This is a genomic window from Burkholderia ambifaria AMMD, assembly GCF_000203915.1.
Taxonomy (GTDB): Bacteria; Pseudomonadota; Gammaproteobacteria; order Burkholderiales; family Burkholderiaceae; genus Burkholderia; species Burkholderia ambifaria.
The window spans coordinates 15,253-37,552 of record NC_008385.1 but is presented as its reverse complement, the minus strand read 5'-3'; the positions used below and the strand labels follow the sequence as shown (position 1 = coordinate 37,552).

General features: G+C 66.5%; 18 protein-coding genes and 1 pseudogene. 12 read left to right on the top strand and 7 right to left on the bottom strand.

Annotation, left to right across the window (positions count from 1 at the left end):
• The first annotated feature begins 2 nt into the window (after nt 1-2).
• From BAMB_RS32980 to BAMB_RS32925, 12 genes are all read left to right on the top strand, one after another.
• Nucleotides 3-491: a conjugal transfer protein TrbH gene (locus BAMB_RS32980; RefSeq protein WP_006122479.1), complete on the top strand. Its 489-nt coding sequence runs from the start codon at nt 3-5 to the stop codon at nt 489-491.
• 4 nt (nt 492-495) lie between these two features.
• Entirely contained in the window at nt 496-1,917 is a 1,422-nt protein-coding gene (locus BAMB_RS32975; RefSeq protein WP_011114050.1) for a TrbI/VirB10 family protein, read from the top strand.
• Between the two features lie 20 nt (nt 1,918-1,937).
• On the top strand, nt 1,938-2,702 hold the full coding sequence (gene trbJ, locus BAMB_RS32970) for a P-type conjugative transfer protein TrbJ (RefSeq protein WP_010890135.1): 765 nt from the start codon (nt 1,938-1,940) through the stop codon (nt 2,700-2,702).
• Nucleotides 2,703-2,711: 9 nt separating this feature from the next.
• Complete coding sequence (gene trbK, locus BAMB_RS32965; protein WP_000644148.1) at nt 2,712-2,939, top strand: entry exclusion lipoprotein TrbK; 228 nt, start codon at nt 2,712-2,714, stop codon at nt 2,937-2,939.
• Between the two features lie 10 nt (nt 2,940-2,949).
• Nucleotides 2,950-4,668 carry a P-type conjugative transfer protein TrbL gene (gene trbL, locus BAMB_RS32960; RefSeq protein ID WP_011114051.1) on the top strand — a complete coding sequence of 573 codons (1,719 nt, stop codon included), beginning with the start codon at nt 2,950-2,952 and terminating at the stop codon, nt 4,666-4,668.
• Between the two features lie 17 nt (nt 4,669-4,685).
• Nucleotides 4,686-5,273, top strand: a complete 588-nt coding sequence (locus BAMB_RS32955) for a TrbM/KikA/MpfK family conjugal transfer protein (RefSeq protein WP_010890138.1) — start codon at nt 4,686-4,688, stop codon at nt 5,271-5,273.
• 13 nt (nt 5,274-5,286) lie between these two features.
• Nucleotides 5,287-5,922, top strand: coding sequence for a transglycosylase SLT domain-containing protein (locus tag BAMB_RS32950; RefSeq protein ID WP_011114052.1), 636 nt, complete (start codon nt 5,287-5,289; stop codon nt 5,920-5,922).
• Between the two features lie 28 nt (nt 5,923-5,950).
• Complete coding sequence (locus tag BAMB_RS32945) at nt 5,951-6,217, top strand: hypothetical protein (protein ID WP_010890140.1); 267 nt, start codon at nt 5,951-5,953, stop codon at nt 6,215-6,217.
• Nucleotides 6,217-6,915: a TraX family protein gene (locus BAMB_RS32940; RefSeq protein ID WP_011114053.1), complete on the top strand. Its 699-nt coding sequence runs from the start codon at nt 6,217-6,219 to the stop codon at nt 6,913-6,915. The genes BAMB_RS32945 and BAMB_RS32940 overlap by 1 nt, the downstream gene beginning before the upstream one ends.
• A gap of 15 nt (nt 6,916-6,930) precedes the next feature.
• Nucleotides 6,931-7,362 carry an OmpA family protein gene (locus BAMB_RS32935; protein ID WP_001665065.1) on the top strand — a complete coding sequence of 144 codons (432 nt, stop codon included), beginning with the start codon at nt 6,931-6,933 and terminating at the stop codon, nt 7,360-7,362.
• A gap of 154 nt (nt 7,363-7,516) precedes the next feature.
• On the top strand, nt 7,517-8,014 hold the full coding sequence (locus BAMB_RS32930) for an SAM-dependent methyltransferase (RefSeq protein WP_011655360.1): 498 nt from the start codon (nt 7,517-7,519) through the stop codon (nt 8,012-8,014).
• Between the two features lie 85 nt (nt 8,015-8,099).
• Nucleotides 8,100-8,480, top strand: coding sequence for a hypothetical protein (locus BAMB_RS32925; RefSeq protein ID WP_011655359.1), 381 nt, complete (start codon nt 8,100-8,102; stop codon nt 8,478-8,480).
• Nucleotides 8,481-8,624: 144 nt separating this feature from the next.
• Here the strand turns inward: BAMB_RS32925 and BAMB_RS32920 are convergent.
• From BAMB_RS32920 to traI, 7 genes and pseudogenes are all read right to left on the bottom strand, one after another.
• A pseudogene (locus tag BAMB_RS32920) lies at nt 8,625-10,478 on the bottom strand (Tn3-like element IS1071 family transposase); the annotation flags it as partial.
• Between the two features lie 290 nt (nt 10,479-10,768).
• A complete protein-coding gene (locus tag BAMB_RS32915; RefSeq protein ID WP_011655357.1) occupies nt 10,769-15,115 on the bottom strand; it encodes a zincin-like metallopeptidase domain-containing protein in 4,347 nt (1,448 codons plus the stop codon).
• Nucleotides 15,116-15,118: 3 nt separating this feature from the next.
• The gene (locus BAMB_RS32910) at nt 15,119-15,508 is read right to left on the bottom strand and encodes a protein TraD (protein ID WP_006122510.1); all 390 of its coding nucleotides are present in this window, start codon (nt 15,506-15,508) and stop codon (nt 15,119-15,121) included.
• A gap of 21 nt (nt 15,509-15,529) precedes the next feature.
• Nucleotides 15,530-17,593, bottom strand: coding sequence for a DNA topoisomerase III (locus BAMB_RS32905; protein WP_011114056.1), 2,064 nt, complete (start codon nt 17,591-17,593; stop codon nt 15,530-15,532).
• 11 nt (nt 17,594-17,604) lie between these two features.
• Nucleotides 17,605-18,141 carry a conjugative transfer signal peptidase TraF gene (gene traF, locus BAMB_RS32900; protein WP_006122512.1) on the bottom strand — a complete coding sequence of 179 codons (537 nt, stop codon included), beginning with the start codon at nt 18,139-18,141 and terminating at the stop codon, nt 17,605-17,607.
• Nucleotides 18,138-20,051, bottom strand: coding sequence for a type IV secretory system conjugative DNA transfer family protein (locus BAMB_RS32895; RefSeq protein ID WP_011655356.1), 1,914 nt, complete (start codon nt 20,049-20,051; stop codon nt 18,138-18,140). Before BAMB_RS32895 ends, traF begins: the two co-directional genes overlap by 4 nt.
• Complete coding sequence (traI, locus tag BAMB_RS32890; RefSeq protein WP_011117146.1) at nt 20,048-22,288, bottom strand: TraI/MobA(P) family conjugative relaxase; 2,241 nt, start codon at nt 22,286-22,288, stop codon at nt 20,048-20,050. The genes BAMB_RS32895 and traI overlap by 4 nt, the downstream gene beginning before the upstream one ends.
• Nucleotides 22,289-22,300: the final 12 nt, after the last annotated feature.

Below are 22,300 nucleotides of genomic sequence, written 5' to 3'. Positions count from 1 at the left end.
CCATGCGCAAGATCGTCTCTCTCGCGCTGCTCGCCCTCGCCCTGGGCCTCGGCGGCTGCGCAACCACCAGCCAGTACGGCAACTTCGTCCAGTCGGCCGCGCTCGATCAGCAGAAGCTCGCCACCGACGCGGTGCAGCAGCTCGCCACGCTGTACGCGCCGGCGCGCACGCGCCTGGAGCTGCAACAGCCGACGCCCGATCCGTTCGGCCAGGCGCTCGTCAAGTCGCTGCGCGACAAGGGCTATGCCCTCCTGGAGTACGCCCCGGCCGGCGCTTCCACGCAGGCCCCGGCCTCGGCGGCATCGCAGGCGAGCGCACCGGCCACCACGGCCGCGTCGGGCGGCCTGCCGTTGCGCTACGTGCTCGACCAGGCTGGCGACTCGAACCTGTACCGCCTGACCTTGATGGTCGGCAATCAATCCATCACCCGCCCTTACCTGGCGCAAAACGGCACGTTCGCGCCGGCCGGGTACTGGGTGCGCAAGGAGTGACGCCATGACAGAAAACGCCGATCAGATGGCACCTGACGCTTCGCCTGGCGAAGTGTCCAAGAAGGCGGGCGTCCGTCGCGTCAACAACATGCCCATGTACATCCTCGGCGGCGTCCTGCTGTCGTTCGTGCTGGTCATGGCCCTGGTCGCGGCGGATCGCGCGGCCAAGCAGAACGCGCCGGCGGACGGCCCCAAGGAGAAGGCCGGCAACACGTCGATGTTCGCCAAGGAGATCGCAGGCGACAAGACCGGCGGCTTGATCGAGCCGGCAAGCCCGCTCAAGGTGCCCGACATGCCGACCGGCCCGGCGTCGGCTCCGCTGGAGATCGCGCGGCCGTCCAACCCGGACGCGCCGCCGGCCCCGCCGGCCAACCCCGGCAACCCGGGCCAGCCGGTGAACGACGACGAGGCCCAGCGCATCCGCATGGCGAAGATGCAGATGTTCGGCGAAGCCGTGAAGGCCAAGACCACCGTGCGCGTGGATGCCCCGCGTAGCAACGGCTCCGCGCCGGGTGGCCCGAGCACCTACACCGGCACGCCGCAGACGCGCGATGAAATGCTGAACCGCATCGCAGCGGTGCAGCAGCAAATCGACGCGCAGCGCAGCAACGATCCGACCGCCGCCTATCAAGCACGCCTGGCGCAGATTCGCGGCATGGGCGTCGGTGGTGGCGGCGCGGCTCCGGCCGCCGGCGGCATGGGCGCGGGCGGTGCGCCGCAGCTCCTGCAAACCTCGACCAGCGGCGGCGGGCGCAACAGCATGGCGCAGTTCGGCCAAGGTGGGCAGGGCGACCGCTGGAAGCTGGATTCGCAGCCGGAAGCGCCGCGCACACCGTTCGAGCTGCGCGCGGGCTTCGTCGTGCCGGCCACGCTCATTTCGGGCATCAACTCCGATCTGCCGGGCCAAATCATGGCCCAGGTCGCGCAGGACGTGTACGACACACCGACCGGCAAGCACCTGTTGATCCCGCAGGGATCGCGCCTCGTCGGCTCGTATTCGAGCGACGTGGCCTACGGCCAAGCGCGCGTGCTGGTTGCGTGGCAACGCATCGTGTTCCCCGATGGCAAGGCGATGGACATTGGCGCGATGCCAGGCGCGGACAGCGCGGGATACGCGGGCTTCCACGACCAGGTGAACAACCACTATGTGCGCCTGTTCGGCTCGGCCTTCCTCATGTCCGGCGTGACAGCAGGCATCACCTACAGCCAACGCCAGAACCAGGCCACAAACACCTATGGCGCACCGAGCGCCAGCAGTGCCCTAAGCGAAGCCCTCGGCCAGCAGCTCGGCCAGGTTACGGCGCAACTCATCGCCAAGAACCTGAGCATTTCGCCGACGCTGGAAATTCGGCCGGGGTATCGCTTCAACGTCGTGGTCACGAAGGACATGACGTTTTCCAAGCCGTACCGTTCCTTCGATTACTAACGCCATAGGAGAAAAGCACCATGAAGCCGAAGTTTTTAGCCGCTAAATTGGCCCTCGTCATTGCTGTTTCGAGCACGCTGGCGGTCACACCTGTGCAGGCTGGCATCCCCGTCATCGACGGCACCAACCTGTCGCAGAACATCATGACGGCCATCGAATCGGTGGCCCAGACGCTCAAGCAAATTGAGCAGTACAGCACCCAGCTCCAGCAGTATCAAAACCAACTCCAGAACACGATGGCCCCGGCCGCGTATATCTGGGATCAGGCGCAATCGACCATCAACGGGTTGATGAACGCGGTCAACACGCTGGATTACTACAAGACCCAACTCGGCAGCCTGGACAGCTACATCGGCAAGTTCCAGGACGTGAACTACTACAAGAACTCGCCGTGCTTTACGGCGGCAGGGTGCTCCGACGCGGAACGCGCAGCACTTCGGAATGTGGCCCAGCTCGCGAGCGAGTCGCAGAAGAAGGCCAACGATGCCTTGTTCAAGGGCCTCGATAGGCAGCAAACGAATCTCACGGCCGATGCAGCGACGTTGCAGCGTCTTCAATCGGCAGCGCAGGGCGCGCAGGGCCAAATGCAGGCCATCGGCTACGCCAACCAGCTCGCCAGCCAGCAGGCCAACCAGCTCTTGCAGATTCGTGGCCTGCTGATCGCGCAGCAGAACGCGATGGCAACCAAGATGCAGGCCGACGCCGACAAGGAAGCCCAGCAGGCGGCAGCGGCCGCACAACTGCGCCAGGGCAGCTACCGGGCCAGCCCGGCGCGCACCTGGTAAGGGGGATTCATGAAAGCAATCAAGGCTCTGTCCTTGGCCTCGGCCGCCCTCGTGGCGGCCTTGGTCGCCGGCTGCGACAACAAGCCGGCCACGGCCCCCATGCCGGAAGTGAACGACGAGAACTGCAAGCCCGAGAACATCGCCAAGATCGAGGACAAGGGCGTCCAGCAGGCTTTTTCGTCGCTGTGCTTGCGTCGTGGTGGGGATTTCAAGCCCAGCCCGAAACGCGAATGGTGAGGTGCTGACGATGAGAATGCCAGCCAATCTAAAAACCCTCGCCCTGCCGCTGTTCGTCTGGCTGGCGTTCTTCGCGGTCGATGCCCACGCGGCCATCGACAACGCCGGCGTGTTCGATAGCGTGCTGGATCGCTACCAGGCCGCCGCGAGCGGCTGGGCCGGTGTCATCACCACGGCCGCAACCTGGCTCTTCTGGACGCTGGTTGTGATCTCGATGGTCTGGACGTTCGGCATGATGGCCTTGCGCAAGGCCGACATTGGCGAGTTCTTCGCGGAGTTCGTCCGCTTCACGATCTTTACCGGCTTCTTCTGGTGGGCGCTGACCAACGGCCCTAACTTCGCCTCGTCCATCTATGCGTCGTTGCGGCAGCTCGCCGGCAACGCGACGGGCCTGGGCAATGCTCTGTCGCCCTCGGGCATCGTGGACGTGGGCTTTGCGATCTTCGACAAGGTGATGGATCAGTCCTCGGTGTGGTCGCCGGTGGACAGCATGGCCGGCATCCTCATGGCCGTGGCGATCCTGGTCATCCTGGCCCTGGTCGGTGTGAATATGCTTCTGCTGCTCGCGTCGGGCTGGGTGCTCGCCTACGGCGGCGTGTTCTTCCTCGGCTTCGGTGGTTCGCGCTGGACTTCCGACATGGCGATCAACTACTACAAGGTCGTCCTGGGCGTGGCCGCGCAGCTCTTCGCAATGGTGCTCCTGGTGGGCATCGGCAAGACCTTCCTCGATGACTACTACTCGCGCATGAGCGCCGGCATCAGCCTCAAGGAAATGGGCGTGATGCTGATCGTCGTCATCATCCTCTTGGCGTTGGTCAACAAGATTCCGCCGCTCATCGCCGGGATCATCACCGGCGCGAGCGTGGGCGGTGCCGGCATCGGCCAGTTCGGTGCAGGCGCTGCGTTGGGTGCCGCAGGCATGGCAGCAGCAGCGGCCGCGACCGGCGGCGCCGCTCTGGCCGCCGGCGCAGCCTCGGCCGCCGGTGGTGCCTCTGCCGTCATGGCCGCCTTCTCGAAGGCCAATGAGAACGTGTCGGCAGGCACGGACGTTATGTCGGCCTTCTCGGGCGGCGGCAGCTCGGGCGGCGGTGCGGGCGGCGGCGGCGACGCCGGCACCGGCAGCACGCCCTTCGCTCAGGCTGCGGGCTTTAGCGGCAGCTCCGGCGGTGGCTCTTCGTCGGGTGGCGGCAGCCCCTCGACCGGCAGCAGCTCGGGCAGCTCGAAGGGCGGCGATAAGGGCGGCGGCAAAGCCGACGCCGGCGGCCAGGGCAGCAGCTCGACGGCCAGCACCGGCAGCAGTGCCGACAAGGCCGCCAAGAACGAACCCAAGCCCGCCGGCGGGGCAGGGCAAGGGCAGCAGGCCGCACCGGGCAGCACCGGCCCCGGCTTGCTCGCATCGGCCGCATCGGCCCTCGGCACGGCCGGCCGCATCGCCGCCGACGCCGGCGCGAACTTGGCGAAGGGAACCGCCGATGTTGCCAAGGCCAAAGCCGCGAGCCTGCGCGAAGCCGCAGCCGAGCGGATCGCCGACACCACTGGCGGAAAGATCGCCGCCGCGATCAAGGCGCAAGGAAGCGGCACGGCCGAGAACATCGACGTGCCCGACCAGCAGCCCGCGCCGAGCTTCGGCGACAACAGCCTGGCAGGCGGCCCCGCCGATGCCGATCCCGAGTCCGAAGTAGCTGCGTTCGCCAACCGCGAGCAAGGCCGCGACGGCACAACTGCGTAACCAAGGAGAGTCCAACCATGAAGAAGAAACTGTTTGCCCTGGCCGCCCTCGTGGCAGCCCTCGGATCGACCGCCGGCACGGCCAGCGCGCAAGACGTGCTGACCGGCGACACGCGCCTGGCCTGCGAGGCGATCCTGTGCCTGTCGTCGGGCACGCGCCCGAGCGAATGCACGCCGTCGCTGTCGCGGTACTTCAACATCACGAAGCGCAAGCTGTCGGACACGATCCGCGCCCGCCTGAACTTCCTCCAGCTTTGCCCGGTGGCGAGCCAGACGCCGGAAATGCAGTCGCTCGTGTCGGCGATCTCGCGCGGCGCTGGCCGTTGCGACGCGCAGTCGCTGAACTCGACGTTGGTGATGTGGACGGGCGGCTACGACGATGGGCGCACGTACATCAGCAACCAGTTGCCTGACTACTGCGGGGCCTACACCGGCCACGCCTACACCGACTTCGCCAGCAGCGGCACGCTGCCGCGCTATGTCGGGACGCCAGAGCGGGGCGGGTATTGGGTCGAAGCGCGCGACTATGACCGCGCCTTGGCCGAGTACAACGAACGCATCCGGCGCGAGGACGAAGAGCGCCGCCGTCAGTCCTGGCTGAACTGAGGGAGGGGAGGGCATGCCGTTCTTCGCCGATCTGCCGCCGCAGCTCCAGGAGCGCGTCGTCTGCTCGATCTCGGCCGCCGTCAAGTACGAGGTGCCGGTCAACATCGTGTTGGCCGTCGCCGAGAAAGAGGGCGGCAAGCCGGGCCAGTGGGTGCGCAACTCGAATGGCACGCATGACGTTGGCCCGATGCAGTTCAACACCGCGTACCTGGGCGACCTGGCCCGATACGGCATCACGGCGAACGATGTGGCGGCTGCCGGCTGCTACTCGTTCGACCTGGCCGCCTGGCGGCTGCGGATGCACATCCGCAACGACAAGGGCGACCTCTGGACGAAGGCGGCGAACTACCACTCGCGCACGCCGCAGTACAACGCGGTGTACCGGGCCGACTTGATGCGCAAGGCGTCGAAGTGGGCCGATTGGCTCGAAGCTCGGTTCGTCACGCTTGACGTGACGAAGGCCGGGGCCACGCCCTCGACGCCCAGCCAGCCCGCGACGGTGGCCCAGCGGGCGACGCCGGCGGCCAGGCCGGCACCAGCACCCCAGCAGGCCGCCCCAGCGGCCGCAGCAGCTCGCAGCGTGTCGGTGGCCGGCTACGTGCCCCGCACGGTGTCTTTCAACACTTCACGCGAGGGGTCGGCCGAGTAGGCCGGCTCTTCCGATTTAGCGGCTAAACATGGACAAATTCCACGCCTTCATGATGCGGTACACGCTGGGCGTCGGCCGGTTGCTTCAAGCCTATTGCAAGTGGGCGGAAGGACAGGCCAAGAACCAGCTCGATTTGCTTCTGCTGGGCCTCGGCCCGATCTTCGCCTTGGGCCTTCTGCTGTGGGCGCTGCCGGCGTGGATCGGCAAGCCCATCGCCTTCGTGCTCTCACTGCCAGCGCTCTACATCATCTTCCTGGTGCTGCGCGCCTACGCGATTCGCGGGGGCCGGCGCTGATGAAGGCCCTGCGGATTCCTGATGGAACCGTCGAAGCGTTGAAGTGGCTCGCACTGGTTCTCATGACCGGCGATCACGTCAACAAGTACCTGTTCAACGCGACGCTGCCGGTGCTGTTCGAGGCCGGCCGCGTGGCGCTCCCCCTTTTCGTGTTCGTCCTGGCCTACAACCTGGCCCGGCCGGGCACGCTCGAACGCGGCGTGTACGGCCGCACCATGTCGCGCCTGGCGATGTTCGGCGCGCTGGCCTCCGTGCCCTTCGTGGCCCTCGGCGGCCTGTACGCCGGTTGGTGGCCGCTCAACGTGATGTTCACGCTGCTGGTCGTCACGGCCACGGCTTACCTGGTCGAACGTGGCGGCAAGCTGCACCTGGCGGCCGCCGGCGTGGTGTTCCTGGTCGGCGGCAGCTCGGTCGAATATTGGTGGCCGGCCGTGGCTTTCGGCCTGGCGGTGTGGTCGTACACGCGCCGGCCGAGCTGGGCCGCCGCGGCGGTCGCGGTGCTGGCCTGCGCGGCCCTGTGGTTCGTCAATCGCAACCTGTGGGCCTTGGCAGCCCTGCCGGTGCTCTTCCTGGCCTCGCGGGTGGATGTGCGCGTGCCGCGCCTGCGCTGGGCCTTCTACGCCTATTACCCGCTGCACCTGGCCTCGCTCTGGTTGATCCGCATCCCCATGAGCAAGGCCGGCTACCTGTTCTTCTGATTGGAGTCCTGCCCCATGCGAAAACCCGTTCTTCTGGCCCTCTCTCTGGCGTTCCTGGTCAGCGCGCAAAGCGCACTGGCCGCCGGCGACGCCGGCAACTTCGGCACGCCGATCAAGTCCGGCGTATCGGTGTCCTTCCCCGACAGCAGCGCGACATTCCAGCCGACGCCAGAGGCCCTGGAGCTGCTGGCCGACGCTAGGAATGCGGCGATCATCTACATCAGCGGGCGCACCAGCACACTACGGCCCAGCGCGGCCGATGAGGCCCTTGCACTACGCCGTGCGCTCTCGGCCAGGTCGTACTTGGTGGCGCGCGGCGTCTCGCCGCTCAAGATCATGGTGAACTTCGCATCGGCCGCCGATTTCGTGGCAGACAACTCGACGGCCGAGGGCCGGCGCGAGAACCAGCGCGTGGACATTGAGGTGGTCTACATCCCCACCTACTGAGCGATCCGGCATCGCCATTCCTGGCGGTGCTGCAGGACGCTCCAGCAGCTTCGCATCGTCGGCTCTGACGATGCAGGCCCGGCCGGCTTCCCTTGACAGCATCGCCATTTCTGACGATGCTGGCCAAGTCCCGATTTACTCCAGGAAGAAGGCCATGAGATACCCCGGCGGCAAGGGCGGTGCCGGCGTCTACCAGACGATCATCAACAACATCCCGCCTCACGACACGTACATCGAAACGCACCTGGGCGGCGGCAACATCCTGGAGCGCAAGCGGCCCGCTGCCCGCAGCGTCGGCATCGACGTTGATCCCGAGGTGATCGAGGTCTGGCAGCAGCTCGACGTGCCCGGCCTGGAGCTGCACCACGGCGACGCCGTGGCCTGGCTGGAGTCCCACCAGTTCACCGGCTCCGAGTTCGTCTACGCCGATCCGCCCTACGTGATGGACAGCCGGCGCGGCGGCAAGCTATACCGCCACGAATACGACGACAAGGGTGCGGTCAGCGTCAAAGTGCGCGGTGAAGCGCCGATCGTCTATCTGACGGGTCAAACGTTCTATCAGCCCAAGAGCGCACCCGACACGCAGGTCGTCAACGCTTCCAAGACGGACGCTGCCAAGGTGATCAGCTTCCGCCTGAGCAACAGCAAGTGATCCCGGTGCTGCCGGCGTGACGAGCGTCGGCAGCGTCCGTCCCCGCGGCCTATTCATCAGGCCAACACCAACCTAGGAGTGCATCATGTCCAAGCCCCTCAGCATCGGCGCTTTCGCCGCCGTGCAATACCTGCCGCATATCGAAACCTTCCTGGCCACCGGCGACGGTGACTTCGACGGCCCGATCTGGGCCAAGGCCACCAGTGAAATCAAGTTCGTCGACGGCCGCGCGAGCTTCACGATGGTTCATGAATTCATGAGCCGCGACGGCAGCCGCATCTCGACGGTCGACACCGCCACAGGCATCCAGGTGCCGGGCATCGACGAGGTCTCGCTCACCGTCATGCACAAGGTGGTCGATTCCACCGGCAAGTTCGAAGGCCTGCGCGGCACCTTCCCGAGCTTCGGACTGCACAACTTTGCCACCGGCAAGGGCGTGCAGCGCTTCGGCGGCGAACTGAGCTGAAGTCAGCGCTAAGCAGCAGGTGCACCCGCTGATCGTGGGTGCGCCGGACGACCTCTCAAGGCGGCGCCGCCGGCACAGACCGACGGCGCCGCTTCTTCAAGGAGCACAGACGTGACACCCGAAGTTGAGGCAGCACTGCCGCGCCGCCTTCTGCTGCGGAATCATGCGCGCGCATTCGACCGCAGTCAGACTGGTGCCGTGGGCCATGATGCCGGCATAGACCATCAGCAGCTCGTCGGTAGAGCGCGGCTCACGTCCGAGCATGATCCAGCTAAAGCGCACCTGGGCGTCAACGGCCAGAATCACTTCCGGCAATTGAACCTCACCGATGCGGTGATCCAAAGCCGCGCGCAGCTTGGTCACTTCTGGGTCTTCGTCCTCTGCGGGCAATGGCGACAAATGGAGTTCATCATCCACGCGCAGTACGCCACTGCGGGCTGCAGCGGCCACCGCATCGACACCGGCAGTTACTCTGGCCAGCAAAGGCTTCAAGAAAGTGGCAGCCTTGCTGGGTAACGATAGACGGGCATAGTGTTTCTTGGACTCTGCCTGCCAACGCTCGTCCGTGAAGAACAAGCGCGCACGACCCCGAAAGCTCAGGCTGTGCTCAATCCAGACCGAGCCATTGCGCACCGCGCGGCGCAGGGCAAACAGGGTGGCCACCTCCAACGCCTGAAACGCCCGTTCCCGGTCTGGGCTGGAGATCGAAACCTGCCAGATCATTCCCAGACTTGGTGCCACCACTTCAACTGGCAGCTTTCTGGATCCTTTGAGATATAAAGCTTGCAGCTTGGCAAGGTACTCGATGGCAGGATGCTCGCCGGTGGCCTGCCAGGGCAGCTTTGCAATGGCGACGAGCAACGACCGCACGGGGCGAATTCCATCAATCAATCCCTCGCGGACCAGGGAGGCCCTGCTCGGTGGTTTGCGTTTCTGGGTTTCGGTGATCAAGGCTTCAAGACGGGCACGCAACTCAGCATCTGGCACCGCACCTTGCGCGCTCAAGGCAACAAGTTCGCCGAGCAGCGTTTTGTACATTGCGGCCCAATTGACGGTAGCGGGGACATCGGCGGCAGCCTGACGCCACAGATCGGCGATCCGGCGCTGCACCATAAGGATCAACTGGTCTGTGGTGGTGAACAGGCAATACCGAAGAAAGCATGCGACCTCCACGGTGCGCGCTGGCTCTTTGATCTTGGCTCCGGCTGAGGGCGGCCTGGAGACAAGTCGGCGCGCGTAGCGGCGCAAGATGAGATCGGGGATGTCTGCCAGGTGCTTATGAACGTCCAGCGTGTAAAGCAGGTCGATGCGCTCCAGTACCTCGCTGATTTGGCGGGTTGAGTGTTTCGCCGGTGCAGCCCATAGCCAACTCTGCTGGGTTTGTCCATCTGGGCGCAGCTCTGAAACTGAGGCTCGCCAGCGATCAAGTGTTGCTGGATCAACGCTGGCGGCGATGGCGGTGCCTGTTTCAACTTCAAGCTGGGCAAGTGCCGCCGCAATCAGTGTCCGAATTGCCCGCTCGTGCACGATCACCAGCTTGTTCTTGTACAGCCATTGACGCGCCCGCACGAGTAGCTGATCGCGGTCGGCGCAGCGCGCCACTTCGTCGCGCAGTTCACGTACCAGTGAGCGGCGCTGGTGCTCGCTCATCCACTGGAATCCAAGGACCGTGCAGGCTACTTGTTGGTGATCGAATAGCGTGCGCCCGCGTTCATACATGGCTCTCAGCGAGGCGACTTCTGGTGCTGCAATGCCAAGCTCGTTGCCAAGGTGGCGCCACAAGGCTACTGGAATTACCCGAAAGGCACCGAGCAAACGCCCACTCATGCGCAGGAAACCAATATGGAGCGCCAGACCAAGCTTGTGGGAATCACCTCGGCGTGCATTGATTGCGTCGCGCTCGGCACCATCGAAGGTGAAAAATGCCTTCATCTCGAAGTCGCTGATATCGCGGGGGAGCCCACGCATCCCCAAAAACGTTGTGTGCCAACCCTGCATCGTGAACCTCAAAAGTGGGAGGCCACCATACCCGTTTACAAAGCGAACAGGAAAGTCAATGAAATCAACGGTCTACCCAGACCACCCCCGCGCCAGTGCTAGCTTTGCGTACCGTCACTTATTGCACTGAAAACGAGGAGACCCCGAGCGAGGCGAAAAAAAACCGCCTCGGGGTGTCCGAGGCGGCAAGTCTGCATGCGGTTCAGGGAGGAAGAAACCGCGCCGGCGATCAGGGAGGAAAACCGCGCGGCCTGATGTGCAGCTCGGCCACTTTAGCCGGATTTTTCGACTTATCCGATGCGAGCGGCCCGCCGTGGGCGCTGCTCGATCTGCTGTTGCTTTTTCTCGACGTGCTTCTGCTCCTGGTGCTGCTGCTCGTCGCGCTGCACCTGGCTGATGGCCGCGCCGATCTGCCGCTTCACGCCCTCGATGCCCAGCTCGCTCTTGTGCGCCAAGTCGTTGAAGTCGGTGTGCTGCTTCATCGTGGACAGCGCCGCGATCTGCGCGCCGCTCAACATCGACGCCTTGAGCTTGGCCGCCTCGTCGCCGGCCAGCTCGACCTTGCCGGCGGCGGCGTCGGCAAGGCGCTGCTCGGCGCGCAGGTGGGTCTTGAAGCTGTCGGGCGTGATGGCGGGCAAGTCGCGCGGGTAGGTGTTCTCGGCCGGCGCGAAGATCGGGAAGATCGCCTTGCCGCCCACGGCCTGGGCGGCCGCCTCGGCCTTCTCCCGGCCGGGGTTGTTGCCGTGGGTCATGACCAGGTGCCGGTCGTCGTCGCCGGCGATGATGACCGGCTTGTCCGGGAACTTGGCGTGCAGCGCCTTCGCCACGGCCTCAAGGTTGCCGCTGTCGAAGGCGGCGACCGTGGCGTGGCCCACGGCCTCGGCCACCTGGGCCGCCGTGGCGTAGCCCTCCGAGATCACCAGCGCCGGCGCGGCCGCCAGGGCGTCCATGCCGCCGACCGGGTGGAAGCATCCTTCCTTCTTCGAGTCCTTGGCGAACCGCTTAGTGCCGTCCTCCTGGATGTATTGCATCGTCCATTGCTTGCCCTCTGCGTCGAAGGCCGGGATGTAGGTCTTCTGGCCTTCGCGGTCGGTCATCACGCCGGCCTGCGCCTGGATGCCTTTGGCTTGCAGGTAGGGCGTCGGCTGCTCGATGGGCACGAGGTCGGCCATCTGCCGACCGACGCGCTGCGCGGTGGCCTCCTGGGCCTTGTCCTGCTCGACGGCTCGCTGTGCCAGCTTCTCGGCCGCCTCGGCCTGGAGCTTGGCCTTCTCCTGGTCGCTCAAGGCGTAGCCCTTGCTCTTCCAGGTAATGTCCGTGCCGGTCTTGTTGTTGATGATCCGCCCGGCCGGGTGCCCGTCCAGGTGGCCCACGTAGAAGCCATCGAGCGCGCCCTTCTTGCCGCCCTCGACCGGCACGCGGTGCCGCTTGCCATCCATGATCGGGTGATCGCCCTGGGCGTTGCTGCCGGTGAACAGGCCGGCGCTGCGCATGGCCTCGGCGAACTCTTCCCTTGGCGTCATCGCTGGCCCTTGCTGGGCCTGCACGTTCTCGGGCTTCCAGCGTTCGAGCTTCGCCGCGTCGGCGCGCGGGCCGACATACCAGGACTTCGCGGCCTTGTCCCAAAGCGCGCCGGCGGCCTTGGCCGCGTTGCGCTGCTCGTAGGGCACGGCCAGGTACTGGCGGGCCTGCTGGGCCTGCTGCGCGGGCTTCTGCGCCTCGCCCTGGGCTTCGGGTGCCGGCTGGGCCGAACGCGGCTCTACGGCCGCTGTAGCGGCTCCCTGCGCCCATTTGGCGAAGGGAGCGGCATCGGTGCCCGGCGGCACGTACCAGGACTGTTGCTGCCGATCCCAACGCGCCCCGAGGCTCTTGGCCTCGTCCTTCTCCTTGTACGGCACGTTGATGTACTGCCGTTCGGGCTTCTCGGCCTGCGGCTGCGCCTGCTGCCGCTCGCGTTCCTGGCGCTCCAGCTCGGCCGCGCGGCGCTGCGCGTCGCTGTCGTTGAGCATGGCCGACGCCTCGGCGGTCTTGCGTGCCTCTTTAGCGGCTGAAATGTCCTCTTCGGTCGCGTTGGGGTCGCGCCGTACACGCTCTTCCTGCACGCGGGCCAGCTTGGCGGCGCGCTCGTGCTGGTTGTCGGTGCCCAGCGCATCGACCAGGTGCAGGCGCTCGGCCAGAGCCTCGGCCTGGCCCTCGGTGCGGGTGCCGGCGACGAAGGCAAAGGCGTCCTCGCCGAACTGCGCATCGGCCTTGCGCGCGTAGACCTGGAACGCCTGCGGCTCGATGCCGGCCTGGGCGGCATCGACGGTCTGGCCGTCCTGCTCGGCCACGCCGACGATGCGCAGCTCTCCGCTCCAGTCGGGCGGCAGCTCAACGCCAAGGTGTTGACGGGTCGCGTCGGCGAACGCCTGGCCGTCGATCTCGCCGGCGGCGAGCTGCCGGCGCGCGGCGGCGGCCTGCTCGATGCCCTGCACCGCGTCGGCAGGATGGGCGGCCAGCAGGGCGGCCGCCTGGTCGTTGGTCGGTGGGGTCATGTTCGCCTCCTGGTCTGCGACGGCCGCTTGCTGCTGGGTCAGCGCCGGCAGGGCCATCAACTGGTCGGGCGCGTAGTTGTTCAGCTCGTCCAGGCTGCGAACCTGGTGGGGTTCACCGTCCTGGTCGTGGAACGCAAAGATGCGCTGGCCGTCGCTCCACCTGGCTTCGGCGTCGATGCTCGACACGATCTGTTCGCCGTGCTGCTGGAGCTGCTGCGCGAGGTGGAGCTGTTCGGCCATGTTGGCGAACTCTTGCGCCAAGCCCTTGCGCTCCAGGTAGGCGTTGTCGGTGTCGGTGTGGCTCGGGTCGATGCCGAACACCGGCGACAGCCGGTCATGCGCGACCGCGTAGAACTGCTCGGGATCGGTGCCGGTGATGCTGCCCACGGTTTCGAGGCCACGGCTGCGCAAGGCGTCTTCCAGGGTGTCGCCCTGGAATGCCTGGTAGTGGCTGAAAGACACGTCCGGGTTGTCCAGGACTTCGGCAATGTCCACGGCCAGGGCCTGGGCCACGGCTTCGTCCTGGGCCTGGCTCTGCTGCTGGTCTTGCTCCTGAACCTGCTTCTGCTCGAAGGCCAGCACGTAGTCGTGAATCTTCTCGGCATCGGCGGCCGCGCGGAACACCTCCAGCGGCTCGTCTTGCAGCGCCTTGATCCACGAACCCACATAGGCGGCGTGCTGGCCCGGATCGTGGCCGATGCCCAGCTCGTCGCCGACGATCATGGAAGCGATCTCGGCGCGCAGCTCTTCCTTGGCGTACCCCTCGCTCCCGAACGGGTGCGCCAGGTCGCGGTCAAGGCGCGAAGCGTGGCCCGTCCAGTGGCCCAGCTCGTGCAGCGCGGTCGCGTAGTAGCGGTCGGAGCTGGGGAACTGGCCGCGCTCCGGCAGGGTGATGCTGTCGGTCGAAGGGCGGTAGAACGCCCGATCACCGGCGGCGTGGGTGATCGTCGCGCCCGAGGCTTTCAGGATGTGCTCGGCGCGCTCGACGGCGTTCCAAGTCTGTTCCTTCTTCGGCTGGAGCTGCGGCAGGCCGTCGATCTGCTCGCCGTTGAACACGGTCGCAAAGAACACGCGCGGCCGCTCCAGCATGACGGTTTCCTTGACCGGCTGGCCCTTCGCATCGAGGACGGGCCGGCCGCTGTCGTCCAGCTTGTCTTGCTCTTCGCTGAACTTCCAGTATTGAACCGGCGTGCCTTTCTCGCCCTTGCGAACCTGCGCGCCCACGGCGGCGGCCTGCTTGTAGGTCATCCAGCGCGCATCGCTGCGGCCCTGGGCCATCAGGTGGATGGCGTTGATCCCTTTGTACCGCTTGCCGGTGGTCGGGTTCATCGGCAGGTAGGCGTTGGGTTCGCCCGGCTCCCACGGCTTTTGCCACGGTGCGGTGCCGGCCTTGAGCTGCTCGATCAGCTTTTCGGCCACGACTTCGTGAAACGGCTTCTTCGGCTCCATGTTCTCGTCCCTTCGGAATAGCTCGTTGAACTGAGGGAAGTTCTGCTGTGTCCGGGAACGGTCGCGCAGGCCCTGGGCGACCATGCACACGATGTTGTGCAGGTCGTCGGCCTGCATGGGCCGCACGCGGGCGATGCAGGTTTCCGTGAATGACTGTTGGCCGCGCTGCTGCACCTGGTCGGCGACCTGGTGCTGGCTCGGCTCGATGCCCTCGCAGTGCAGGGCAAACACTTCCTCGGCGCGCACGTCCAGGGACTGGCCGGCATAGCGCCGGTTCACGTCATCCCATAGCGGCTTGAGGGTGGGTTCGTTGCGGGCGGCCGCCAGGCCGTCCAGCAAGGCGCGCTTCTCGCCCGGCGCGAAGGTGTTGGCCCCGTAGTGGCCTAGCACCTCGTGCCGCAGCGTCATCAGTAGGTCGCTGGCGCTCTCGACGTTCTGCAAGGGCACGTCCACGCGGCCACGGTAGGCGCGGCCGGCGTGCAGCGTCTCCTTGGGCACGTAGCCGCCCTTCATGTCGGCCGGCACCTCGGCCGCTCGCGGCCCGTACAGCTCGGCCGCGTCCTCGCGGAACTTGTAGGCCAGCTCCAGCGCGCCGGGGTAGTCGCGGACGAAAGCCCGCGTCACCCCTTGCGCCTCGGCTTTCGTGATCGGCATGGGTCAGCCCTCCGACGCCTTGCGCGCGGCGGCCTGGGCAACCGTCTCGCCGGGCCGCAGGTCGTACAGCTCGCGGGCGTTCGTGGTGGTGATGAACGGCGGGATGTCGGCGCTCGGGCCTTCGTCGTCCAGGAATGCCGGCTCCAGCGCGCCATCGACTTCCACCAGGTCGTCGCCGCTCGCGGCGGCGTCCTGCTCGGACAGCGCGTCCTCCACGAACGCGCCCACGCGCTCGGCTTCGTCGGGGTCGAACTCGACCTGGAAGCCGGGCGTCAGCGCGTCGGCCATCTTCTCGCGCACGGCCTCGCGGCCGGCGGCGTCGTCGTCAACCGGCGGCAGGACGGCCAGCGGCTCGTCGTGGGCGGCGGTGTTGGTGGTGGTTTGCTCGTTCATGGTCGATCTCCTTCGCTGTGGTCATTCGGATGCCGGGCCGTTGCGGCCCTTGCTGTAGTCGGGCCGACCCTTGAGGTCGGGGTAGGTCTGCTTGCATGTGGGGAAGTTGCTGCAACCCCACCAGAATTGCCCCTTCTTCTTGCTCGGCCGGCGCGACAAGCCGCTGCCGCAGGCCATGCACTTGTGAAGGGATGACACCGGCGCGGCTTCCTTGCCGCCGGCGATGGTCACGGCTCCGCTGTTGGCCTTCGCCACCTGGTCGCGGATGAACGTCTCTTGCTTCGTGATGAAGGCGTCCAGGGCGGCCGTGCCCTGCTCGACGCCTTTCAGCATCCGCTCGTAGAGCGCGGTCAGCACCGGGCTTTTCACAACCTCGGGCAGCGCGTCGATGACGCTGCGGCCGAGGGTCGTGCTGATGATCTGCTTGCCTTTGACGGCCAGGAACTCGCGCCGCTTCAACTCGGAAATGATCGACGCGCGGGTGGCCGACGTGCCGATGCCGTCGCCCTCGCGCAGCATCTTCTTGTGCTCGGCATCGCTGACGAACTTGTGGATGTTCTCCATCGCGCGGATCAGCGTGCCCTCGGTAAAGCGCGCTGGCGGCTTCGTCTTGGCGTCCTTGCGGGTGGCGTCCGTGCAGGTCACGGCGTCGCCCTGGGCCATCGACGGCAGGGCCTGCGTGCCGCTGTCGTCGTCCTCGTCCTTCTCGCCTTCCTCGTCGGCCTGGCTGTACACGTCACGCCAGCCGTTGCGCGTGACTACCTTGCCGCTCGCGGCGAAGTTCTCGCCCGCGATCTCGACGCCCACGGTGGTCTGCATGTACTCGTGCAGCGGGTAGAACTGCGCCAGGTAGGCGCGCACGATCAGGTCGTAGATGTTGCGCTCGCGCTCGCTGAGGGCGGCCTTGCTGCCCTTCTGCATGGTCGGCACGATGCCGTGGTGCGCGGTGATCTTCGAGTCGTCCCACGTCTTGGACTTGATACGCGGATCGGCACCATCGACCAGGCCGGCCAGTTCGGGGTTGACGTGCTTGATCGCCTCCAGCACGCGCGGCGCGTCGGCGTGCTGCGACTCCGGCAGGTAGGCGCAGTCGGTGCGCGGGTACGAGGTCAGCTTGTGCGTCTCGTAGAGCGCCTGGCAGGTGTTCAGCACGTCCTCGGCGCTGTAGCCGAACTTGGCCGAGGCCAGTGCCGTAATGTCGGACAGGGCGAAGGCCAGCGGCTGGTTCTGCTTCTTGGCCTCCTGTTTGTACGCGGCGATGGTGCCCGGCTGGCCCTTGACGGCGGCCACCAGGGCGTCGGCGACGGCGGTATCGACAAGGCGGCCTTCGCTGTCCAGGCCGGCTTGATCCTCCTTCGCCTTCCATGCGGCGGCGAAGCTGCCGCCGGCGTGCTGCACCACCGCCCGGATGGTGTGGTACGGCACGGCCTTGAATGCCTCGATCTCGCGGTCGCGGGCGACCACGAGGGCCAGCGTCGGCGTCTGCACGCGGCCCACGGTCAGCAGGGCGCGCGAGCCGCCGCGCTGCGCGCGCAGCGTGTACGCGCGGCTGAGGTTCATGCCGATCAGCCAGTCGGCGCGCTGCCGCCCGCGTGCAGCGTCGGCCCAGCCTGCATAGGTGGTGTTCTCCTTCAACGCGGCCAGGCCGCGCTTGACGGAAACGGAGTCCTGCGCGCTCACCCAAAAGCGGCGCACCGGCTTGCTGTTGCGGAAGTGCTCCAGCACTTCGTCAACCAGCAACTGGCCTTCGCGGTCGGGGTCGCCGGCGTTGACGATCTCCTTGGCCTCCTTGAGCAGCTTGCCGATCACGGCGAGCTGCTTCTTCGCGTCGTCCTTGGGCTTGAGAATCCAGCTCTCGGGGATGATGGGCAGCTCATCGACGCGCCAGACCTTCTTGCCGGACTGGCCGCGCGGCACGTCATCGGGCGTGTACTCGTCGGGGTCGGCCTGTTCGAGCATGTGCCCGAAGCACCAGGTCACTTTGTCGGTGCCGCACTCGATGAAGCCGTCGCCCTTGCCGGTCGCGCCCAGCTCGCCGGCGATGGCCTTGGCGACGGACGGCTTTTCTGCGATGAAAAGGCGCATGGTGTGTCTCCCTACCAGGTGATGACCGGACGGATCACGGTCTTGATTTGCGAACGATTGATCGGGCCGAAGTAGCGGCCGTCGAAGGATGTGGCGCTCACGTCCGACATAAGCAGCACCTCGGAATTGCCGAGCGTGTAGCTGTTGGACTGATAGCGCGGCAGCGGCCGACCGGCCTTGTCGGCCTTGATCGGCGCGCTGAGGGGCAGCAGCTCGCCGTTGACGCGCACGCCGTCATCGGCGACGGCGACGGCATCGTCTTTAGCGGCTAAAACGCGCTTCATCATGTAGCCGTAGCCGCCCTGGCAGAAGCCGGCCCCGATGTAGCCCCTCTCCTTGGCGTCATCGAACACGCCGAGCTGCGGCGGGCAGAAGAGGACGTAGGCCCCCTTCTCCACCGGCGCGCTGCTCGTCCAGTACAGGCCGACCGGAATGCTCTTGGTGGTGTTCACGCGGGCACCGGCGGCATAGCCGCCGGCGGCCAGCAGCAGGGCGGCCACGCCCGCGATGACGACGCCTGCCGCGATGCGTTTCAGGATGCGGCTCATATCGTGATGCCCTCCCCTTCCGTCTCGGCCTGTGCGACGGCGCGCAGGCGGTCGCTGACCTTGGGCGCAGGGATCGCGGCGCGTGCCGAGAACACTGGGTCTTTGAAGTACAGGGGTTGCTTGCCGTAGATCGCCGGGTAGCCCGCGACGTAGATCACCATGTCGCCGGCTTCTTCGATCTCGCCCTGGGCGTTCTTCTTTGGCCCCGGCATGCGCAGGCATTCGTCGGGCGTCAGCAAGGGCCGCTGCACTTCCTGGTAAGTGCGCGACACCTGGCCCAGCATCGCCGCCGTGCGGCGGCCGCTGGTCGTGATCTGCTCCTTCACCACGGTGGTCTGCCCGGTGAGGCGGGACAGGTGTTCGGCCGTCTCGACGCGGTTGGGCGGGTAGGCGTTCTGCACGTGGCAGTTCGACGTGATGCTTTCGTCGTGGCCGTAGCCCGTCTCGCGGCTCTTGAGCTGGTTAATGTCCTGGCAGATGAGGTAGCACTTGATGCCGTAGCCGGCCACGAAGGCCAGCGACTCTTGCATGATCTCCAGCTTCCCGAGGCTCGGGAACTCGTCCAGCATCATCAAGAGCCGGTGCTTGTAGTGCGCCACCGGCCGGCCGCCCTCGAAGTCCATCTTGTCGGCCAGCAGGCGCACGATCATGTTCACCATGACGCGCACCAGCGGCCGCAGGCGGGCCTTATCGTTGGGCTGGGTGACGATGTAGAGGCTTACCGGGTCGTCCTCGTGCATCAACTGCTTGATGCGGAAGTCCGACCGGCTGACGTTGCGGGCCACCACGGGGTCGCGGTACAGGGCCAGGTACGACTTGGCCGTGGACAGCACCGATCCGGCTTCTTCCTCGGGCCGATCCATCATGTCGCGGGCCGCCGAGCCGATGGCGTGATGGTTCTGGCCGTCTACGTGCCCGTAGGTCGCCATTTCCATCCAAAGCTCGCCAATGTCCCGGTTCGGGTCGGCCAGCATCGCATCGACGGACGGCAGCGTGGCGGTGCCGCCATCGTCCTTGGCCTTGTACAGCGCGTGCAGGATCACGCCGACCAGGAGCGCGAAGGCGGTCTTCTGCCAGTGCGAGTCCAGGCCCTTGCCGTCCGGGTCAACGATCAGCGTGGCAAGGTTCTGCACGTCACCCACCTCGTATTCGGTGCCGAGGCGGATTTCGTCCAGCGGATTCCAGCAGACGCCGCCCGAGGTGCTGGCCGGCTCGAAGCGCAGCACCTTGTTCTTGGCGTGCTTCTGCCGCCAGCCGGCGGTCAAGGCCCACAACTCGCCCTTCAAGTCGGTGATGACGCTGCTCGCGCCCCACGACAGCAGCGTGGGCACCACCAGGCCGACGCCCTTGCCCGAGCGCGTGGGCGCGTAGGTCAGCACGTGCTCGGGGCCGCTGTGCCGCAGGTAGAAGAAATTGCCGTCCTTGTCCTGCCAGCCGCCCACGTACACGCCGGTAGCCGTGGGTGCGGCCTTGCCGGTGACGATCTCCAGGACGTTGCGCTCGCGTGGCAGCAGGCCGGCCGCCTGAATGTCCTTCTTCTCGGCCCAGCGGGCCGAGCCGTGCAGGTACTCGCTCGCCTTCGAGCTGTTGGACGTGACGACCTTCGCCACGGCCACGCCCAGCAGGCCCACGGTCGAAACCAGCATCCCCATGCTGCCGGCCTTCATGATCTCGTCCGGGTACTGGCTGTACCACTTGTACGTCCAGTGCAGGATCGACCAGGGCGCGTACACGTGGCCCACGTTGGGGCCGAGGGTCGCGTGATAGGCGAACGTGTGGGCGAAGAACTGCGTCGCGGCCTGGAGGCCGCCGACCATCGAGGCCGCGCCCAGCACCGGCAGCAGCTTGCTCGGCTTCGGTTTGGCGGTTCGGACTTGCGGCCCTACCGCGTTGTTCATCTTGATCTTCATCTACTCCTTCCTTTCGACGTTTTGATGGAGCCTTTCGCGGTGATCGAGACGGCATCGCCGACCGCGATGCGCGTCAAGCGCCGGGCCGTGGCCTGGTCGATGGGCATAACCATGACCTCATCACCTCGTTTCAAGAGGGCCAGCGCCTGGCCCTCGATAGTCCTGGTGCCCTGGAACGTGAGCGCACCATCACCGGCAGTATATCGGGAATGCTTCGGTATATCGAAACCTTTTAGGCGCTTTGCCTCGCGTTCGGCGATGTACTTGTCGGCGGCGGCGACGCCCGGCGGCGTCTGGCCTACTCCTGTTCCTGGCCGAGAAATTCCCCGTCGCAGTGCGTGATCTGGTTGGGTTCCTTGCTGCTCCACGTGACGAGGAACATCACGCGGCAATAGCACTTCACTTCCGCCGGCGATGCGAACCACACCGAGTTCGGACAGTGCTCGCAAACGGTGCTGGCTTTGGGGCGGCGGTTTTCTTCCAAGGCGTCCAACGTCGGGCTTCCGGTGGACGGTGGCGGCGTGAAGGCCGGCGTCGGCGCGGTCGCCTCGGCCGGCGGCTGGCCGGCCGTCGCCTGCTCGGGCGACGGCTGCGGCTCCGGTAGCGTGCTGGTCGGCAGCGGGCCGCTGTCCAGGGCCGCCAGCGCCGCGTCCAGTTCGTCCTCGATGCTCTGGTCTTTCGGTTCGCTCATGGGTGTTCTCCTTGTTCAAAAGCGCCTGCCGCCGGCTCTCAAGAGCCGGATCGGTGAAGGTGATGGGTAGCTGGGAATCGACGGCGGCGCGGATCATCTGCGCCTTGAACTCCACCGTGCCGTTGACGGTGATGCGGTTGCCGTAGCGTTGCATCGCCAGGCGCAGGGCTTCTTGCAGCCCTTCGCGCGTGGCCTCGCGGGAGACTTGCAGGCGGTCACCGTCATCGCGCACGGCGCTCATGCCGGCGCGGAAGATGATCGTCCCCTTCTTCGTGATGTTGTCCACCGCCGGCGCGTGGCCGGGCTTCGCCTGGCCCTCGCCCCGGATGGTGTTGCCCTTGAGGCCCTGGGCCGCCTCGCGGGCGCGCAGGGCGGCCAGGGCGTCGGCGCCGCCGTGCTGCGCCTCCTTCTTGAGCCAGTCGGCCCACGTGCGCCGGCGGTGCTCGGCGTAGAGGGCCGTGCGCTCCTGCTGGAACTGCTTGTTGATCGCCTGGATTTCGCTGCGCAGGGCCTTGCTCGCCTGGGCGTACAGCAGCTTCTTGTTCGCGCGGCCCTCGCCGACCACCTTAATCGTGGCGCGGCGCAGGCGGTTCGACCTCTTGGCCGCCTCGATCAGCCGATCCTTGCGATGCCGGGCGCGCTCCAGGGCCTGGGCGCGCGCCGTGGTCAAGTTCTGCTGCTCGGCCTTGTACTTCGCGTACAGCTCCACGGTGTTGACGCGAAGGCGGATGGGGTCTTTGCGGTACTGCCGCTTCGCGGTGGTTTGCGCCTGCCGTTCGGGCGAAGCCTCGAACGGGCCAAGCCGCGCCTCCAGGCTCGGCTTGGAAAGGTCGCGGGCTACTGTGCTCGCCTTCACCATCGTTCCGTCGCCGGCCTCGAACACGAGGCCATTGGCGCGGACGCGCAGCTCCATTCCGTTGTCGCGCATGACCTGGTGCAGTTCCTGCCAGGACTGCGCGCCCTTGATCTCGTCCAGGCACTCGCGCTTGACCCAGCCGACCAGGCTTTCAACGCCGGCATGCCGCTCCATGTCGGCGGCCCGGCCCTCCGCGCCGCGCTTGCGCGGCTCGTGGTTGTCGCGCTCCAGGCCGTAGTCGCGCTCCAGGGCCGTGCAGAGTTCCGCCAGCGCCCGGTGCGGGTAGTACGGCTCGTGCATCGTGTGCCGCGTCGGGTGAATCTTGTTGATGGCGATGTGGATGTGCAGGTTGTCGGTGTCGTTGTGGACGGCACTGATTCGCTGATGCTCGCCATAACCCAGCCCGACGCAGATGCGTTCCTCAATCGCGCGCAAGGTGTCGGCGCTGGGCTGCTCGCCGGCCCGGAAGCTGACGATCAGGTGGTAGGTCTTGTCGCCCTTCGCGCGGGTGTTCGTGTGCTGGGTCGCCAGCACCTCCGTGATGGCGTCCTGGATGGAACCGGCTTCGCAGTTCGTCGCCTGCACGTGGCCCAGCCGGTGGTCTTTGCTTTGGGCGTCGGTGATGTAGTTCGCCAGGCCCGCGAAGTCGCTCTTGCCAAGCGAGCGCATCGGCACGTGCTTGGCGATCATGGCCGCCCCTCC

Excerpts from the sequence above, each read along its gene's own strand:
- BAMB_RS32980 (WP_006122479.1), top strand. The coding sequence starts at position 3 with ATGCGCAAGATCGTCTCTCTCGCGCTGCTCGCCCTCGCCCTGGGCCTC.
- BAMB_RS32975 (WP_011114050.1), top strand. The coding sequence starts at position 496 with ATGACAGAAAACGCCGATCAGATGGCACCTGACGCTTCGCCTGGCGAA.
- trbJ (WP_010890135.1), top strand. The coding sequence starts at position 1,938 with ATGAAGCCGAAGTTTTTAGCCGCTAAATTGGCCCTCGTCATTGCTGTT.
- trbK (WP_000644148.1), top strand. The coding sequence starts at position 2,712 with ATGAAAGCAATCAAGGCTCTGTCCTTGGCCTCGGCCGCCCTCGTGGCG.
- trbL (WP_011114051.1), top strand. The coding sequence starts at position 2,950 with ATGAGAATGCCAGCCAATCTAAAAACCCTCGCCCTGCCGCTGTTCGTC.
- BAMB_RS32955 (WP_010890138.1), top strand. The coding sequence starts at position 4,686 with ATGAAGAAGAAACTGTTTGCCCTGGCCGCCCTCGTGGCAGCCCTCGGA.
- BAMB_RS32950 (WP_011114052.1), top strand. The coding sequence starts at position 5,287 with ATGCCGTTCTTCGCCGATCTGCCGCCGCAGCTCCAGGAGCGCGTCGTC.
- BAMB_RS32945 (WP_010890140.1), top strand. The coding sequence starts at position 5,951 with ATGGACAAATTCCACGCCTTCATGATGCGGTACACGCTGGGCGTCGGC.
- BAMB_RS32940 (WP_011114053.1), top strand. The coding sequence starts at position 6,217 with ATGAAGGCCCTGCGGATTCCTGATGGAACCGTCGAAGCGTTGAAGTGG.
- BAMB_RS32935 (WP_001665065.1), top strand. The coding sequence starts at position 6,931 with ATGCGAAAACCCGTTCTTCTGGCCCTCTCTCTGGCGTTCCTGGTCAGC.
- BAMB_RS32930 (WP_011655360.1), top strand. The coding sequence starts at position 7,517 with ATGAGATACCCCGGCGGCAAGGGCGGTGCCGGCGTCTACCAGACGATC.
- BAMB_RS32925 (WP_011655359.1), top strand. The coding sequence starts at position 8,100 with ATGTCCAAGCCCCTCAGCATCGGCGCTTTCGCCGCCGTGCAATACCTG.
- BAMB_RS32915 (WP_011655357.1), bottom strand. The coding sequence starts at position 15,115 with ATGCCGATCACGAAAGCCGAGGCGCAAGGGGTGACGCGGGCTTTCGTC.
- BAMB_RS32910 (WP_006122510.1), bottom strand. The coding sequence starts at position 15,508 with ATGAACGAGCAAACCACCACCAACACCGCCGCCCACGACGAGCCGCTG.
- BAMB_RS32905 (WP_011114056.1), bottom strand. The coding sequence starts at position 17,593 with ATGCGCCTTTTCATCGCAGAAAAGCCGTCCGTCGCCAAGGCCATCGCC.
- traF (WP_006122512.1), bottom strand. The coding sequence starts at position 18,141 with ATGAGCCGCATCCTGAAACGCATCGCGGCAGGCGTCGTCATCGCGGGC.
- BAMB_RS32895 (WP_011655356.1), bottom strand. The coding sequence starts at position 20,051 with ATGAAGATCAAGATGAACAACGCGGTAGGGCCGCAAGTCCGAACCGCC.
- traI (WP_011117146.1), bottom strand. The coding sequence starts at position 22,288 with ATGATCGCCAAGCACGTGCCGATGCGCTCGCTTGGCAAGAGCGACTTC.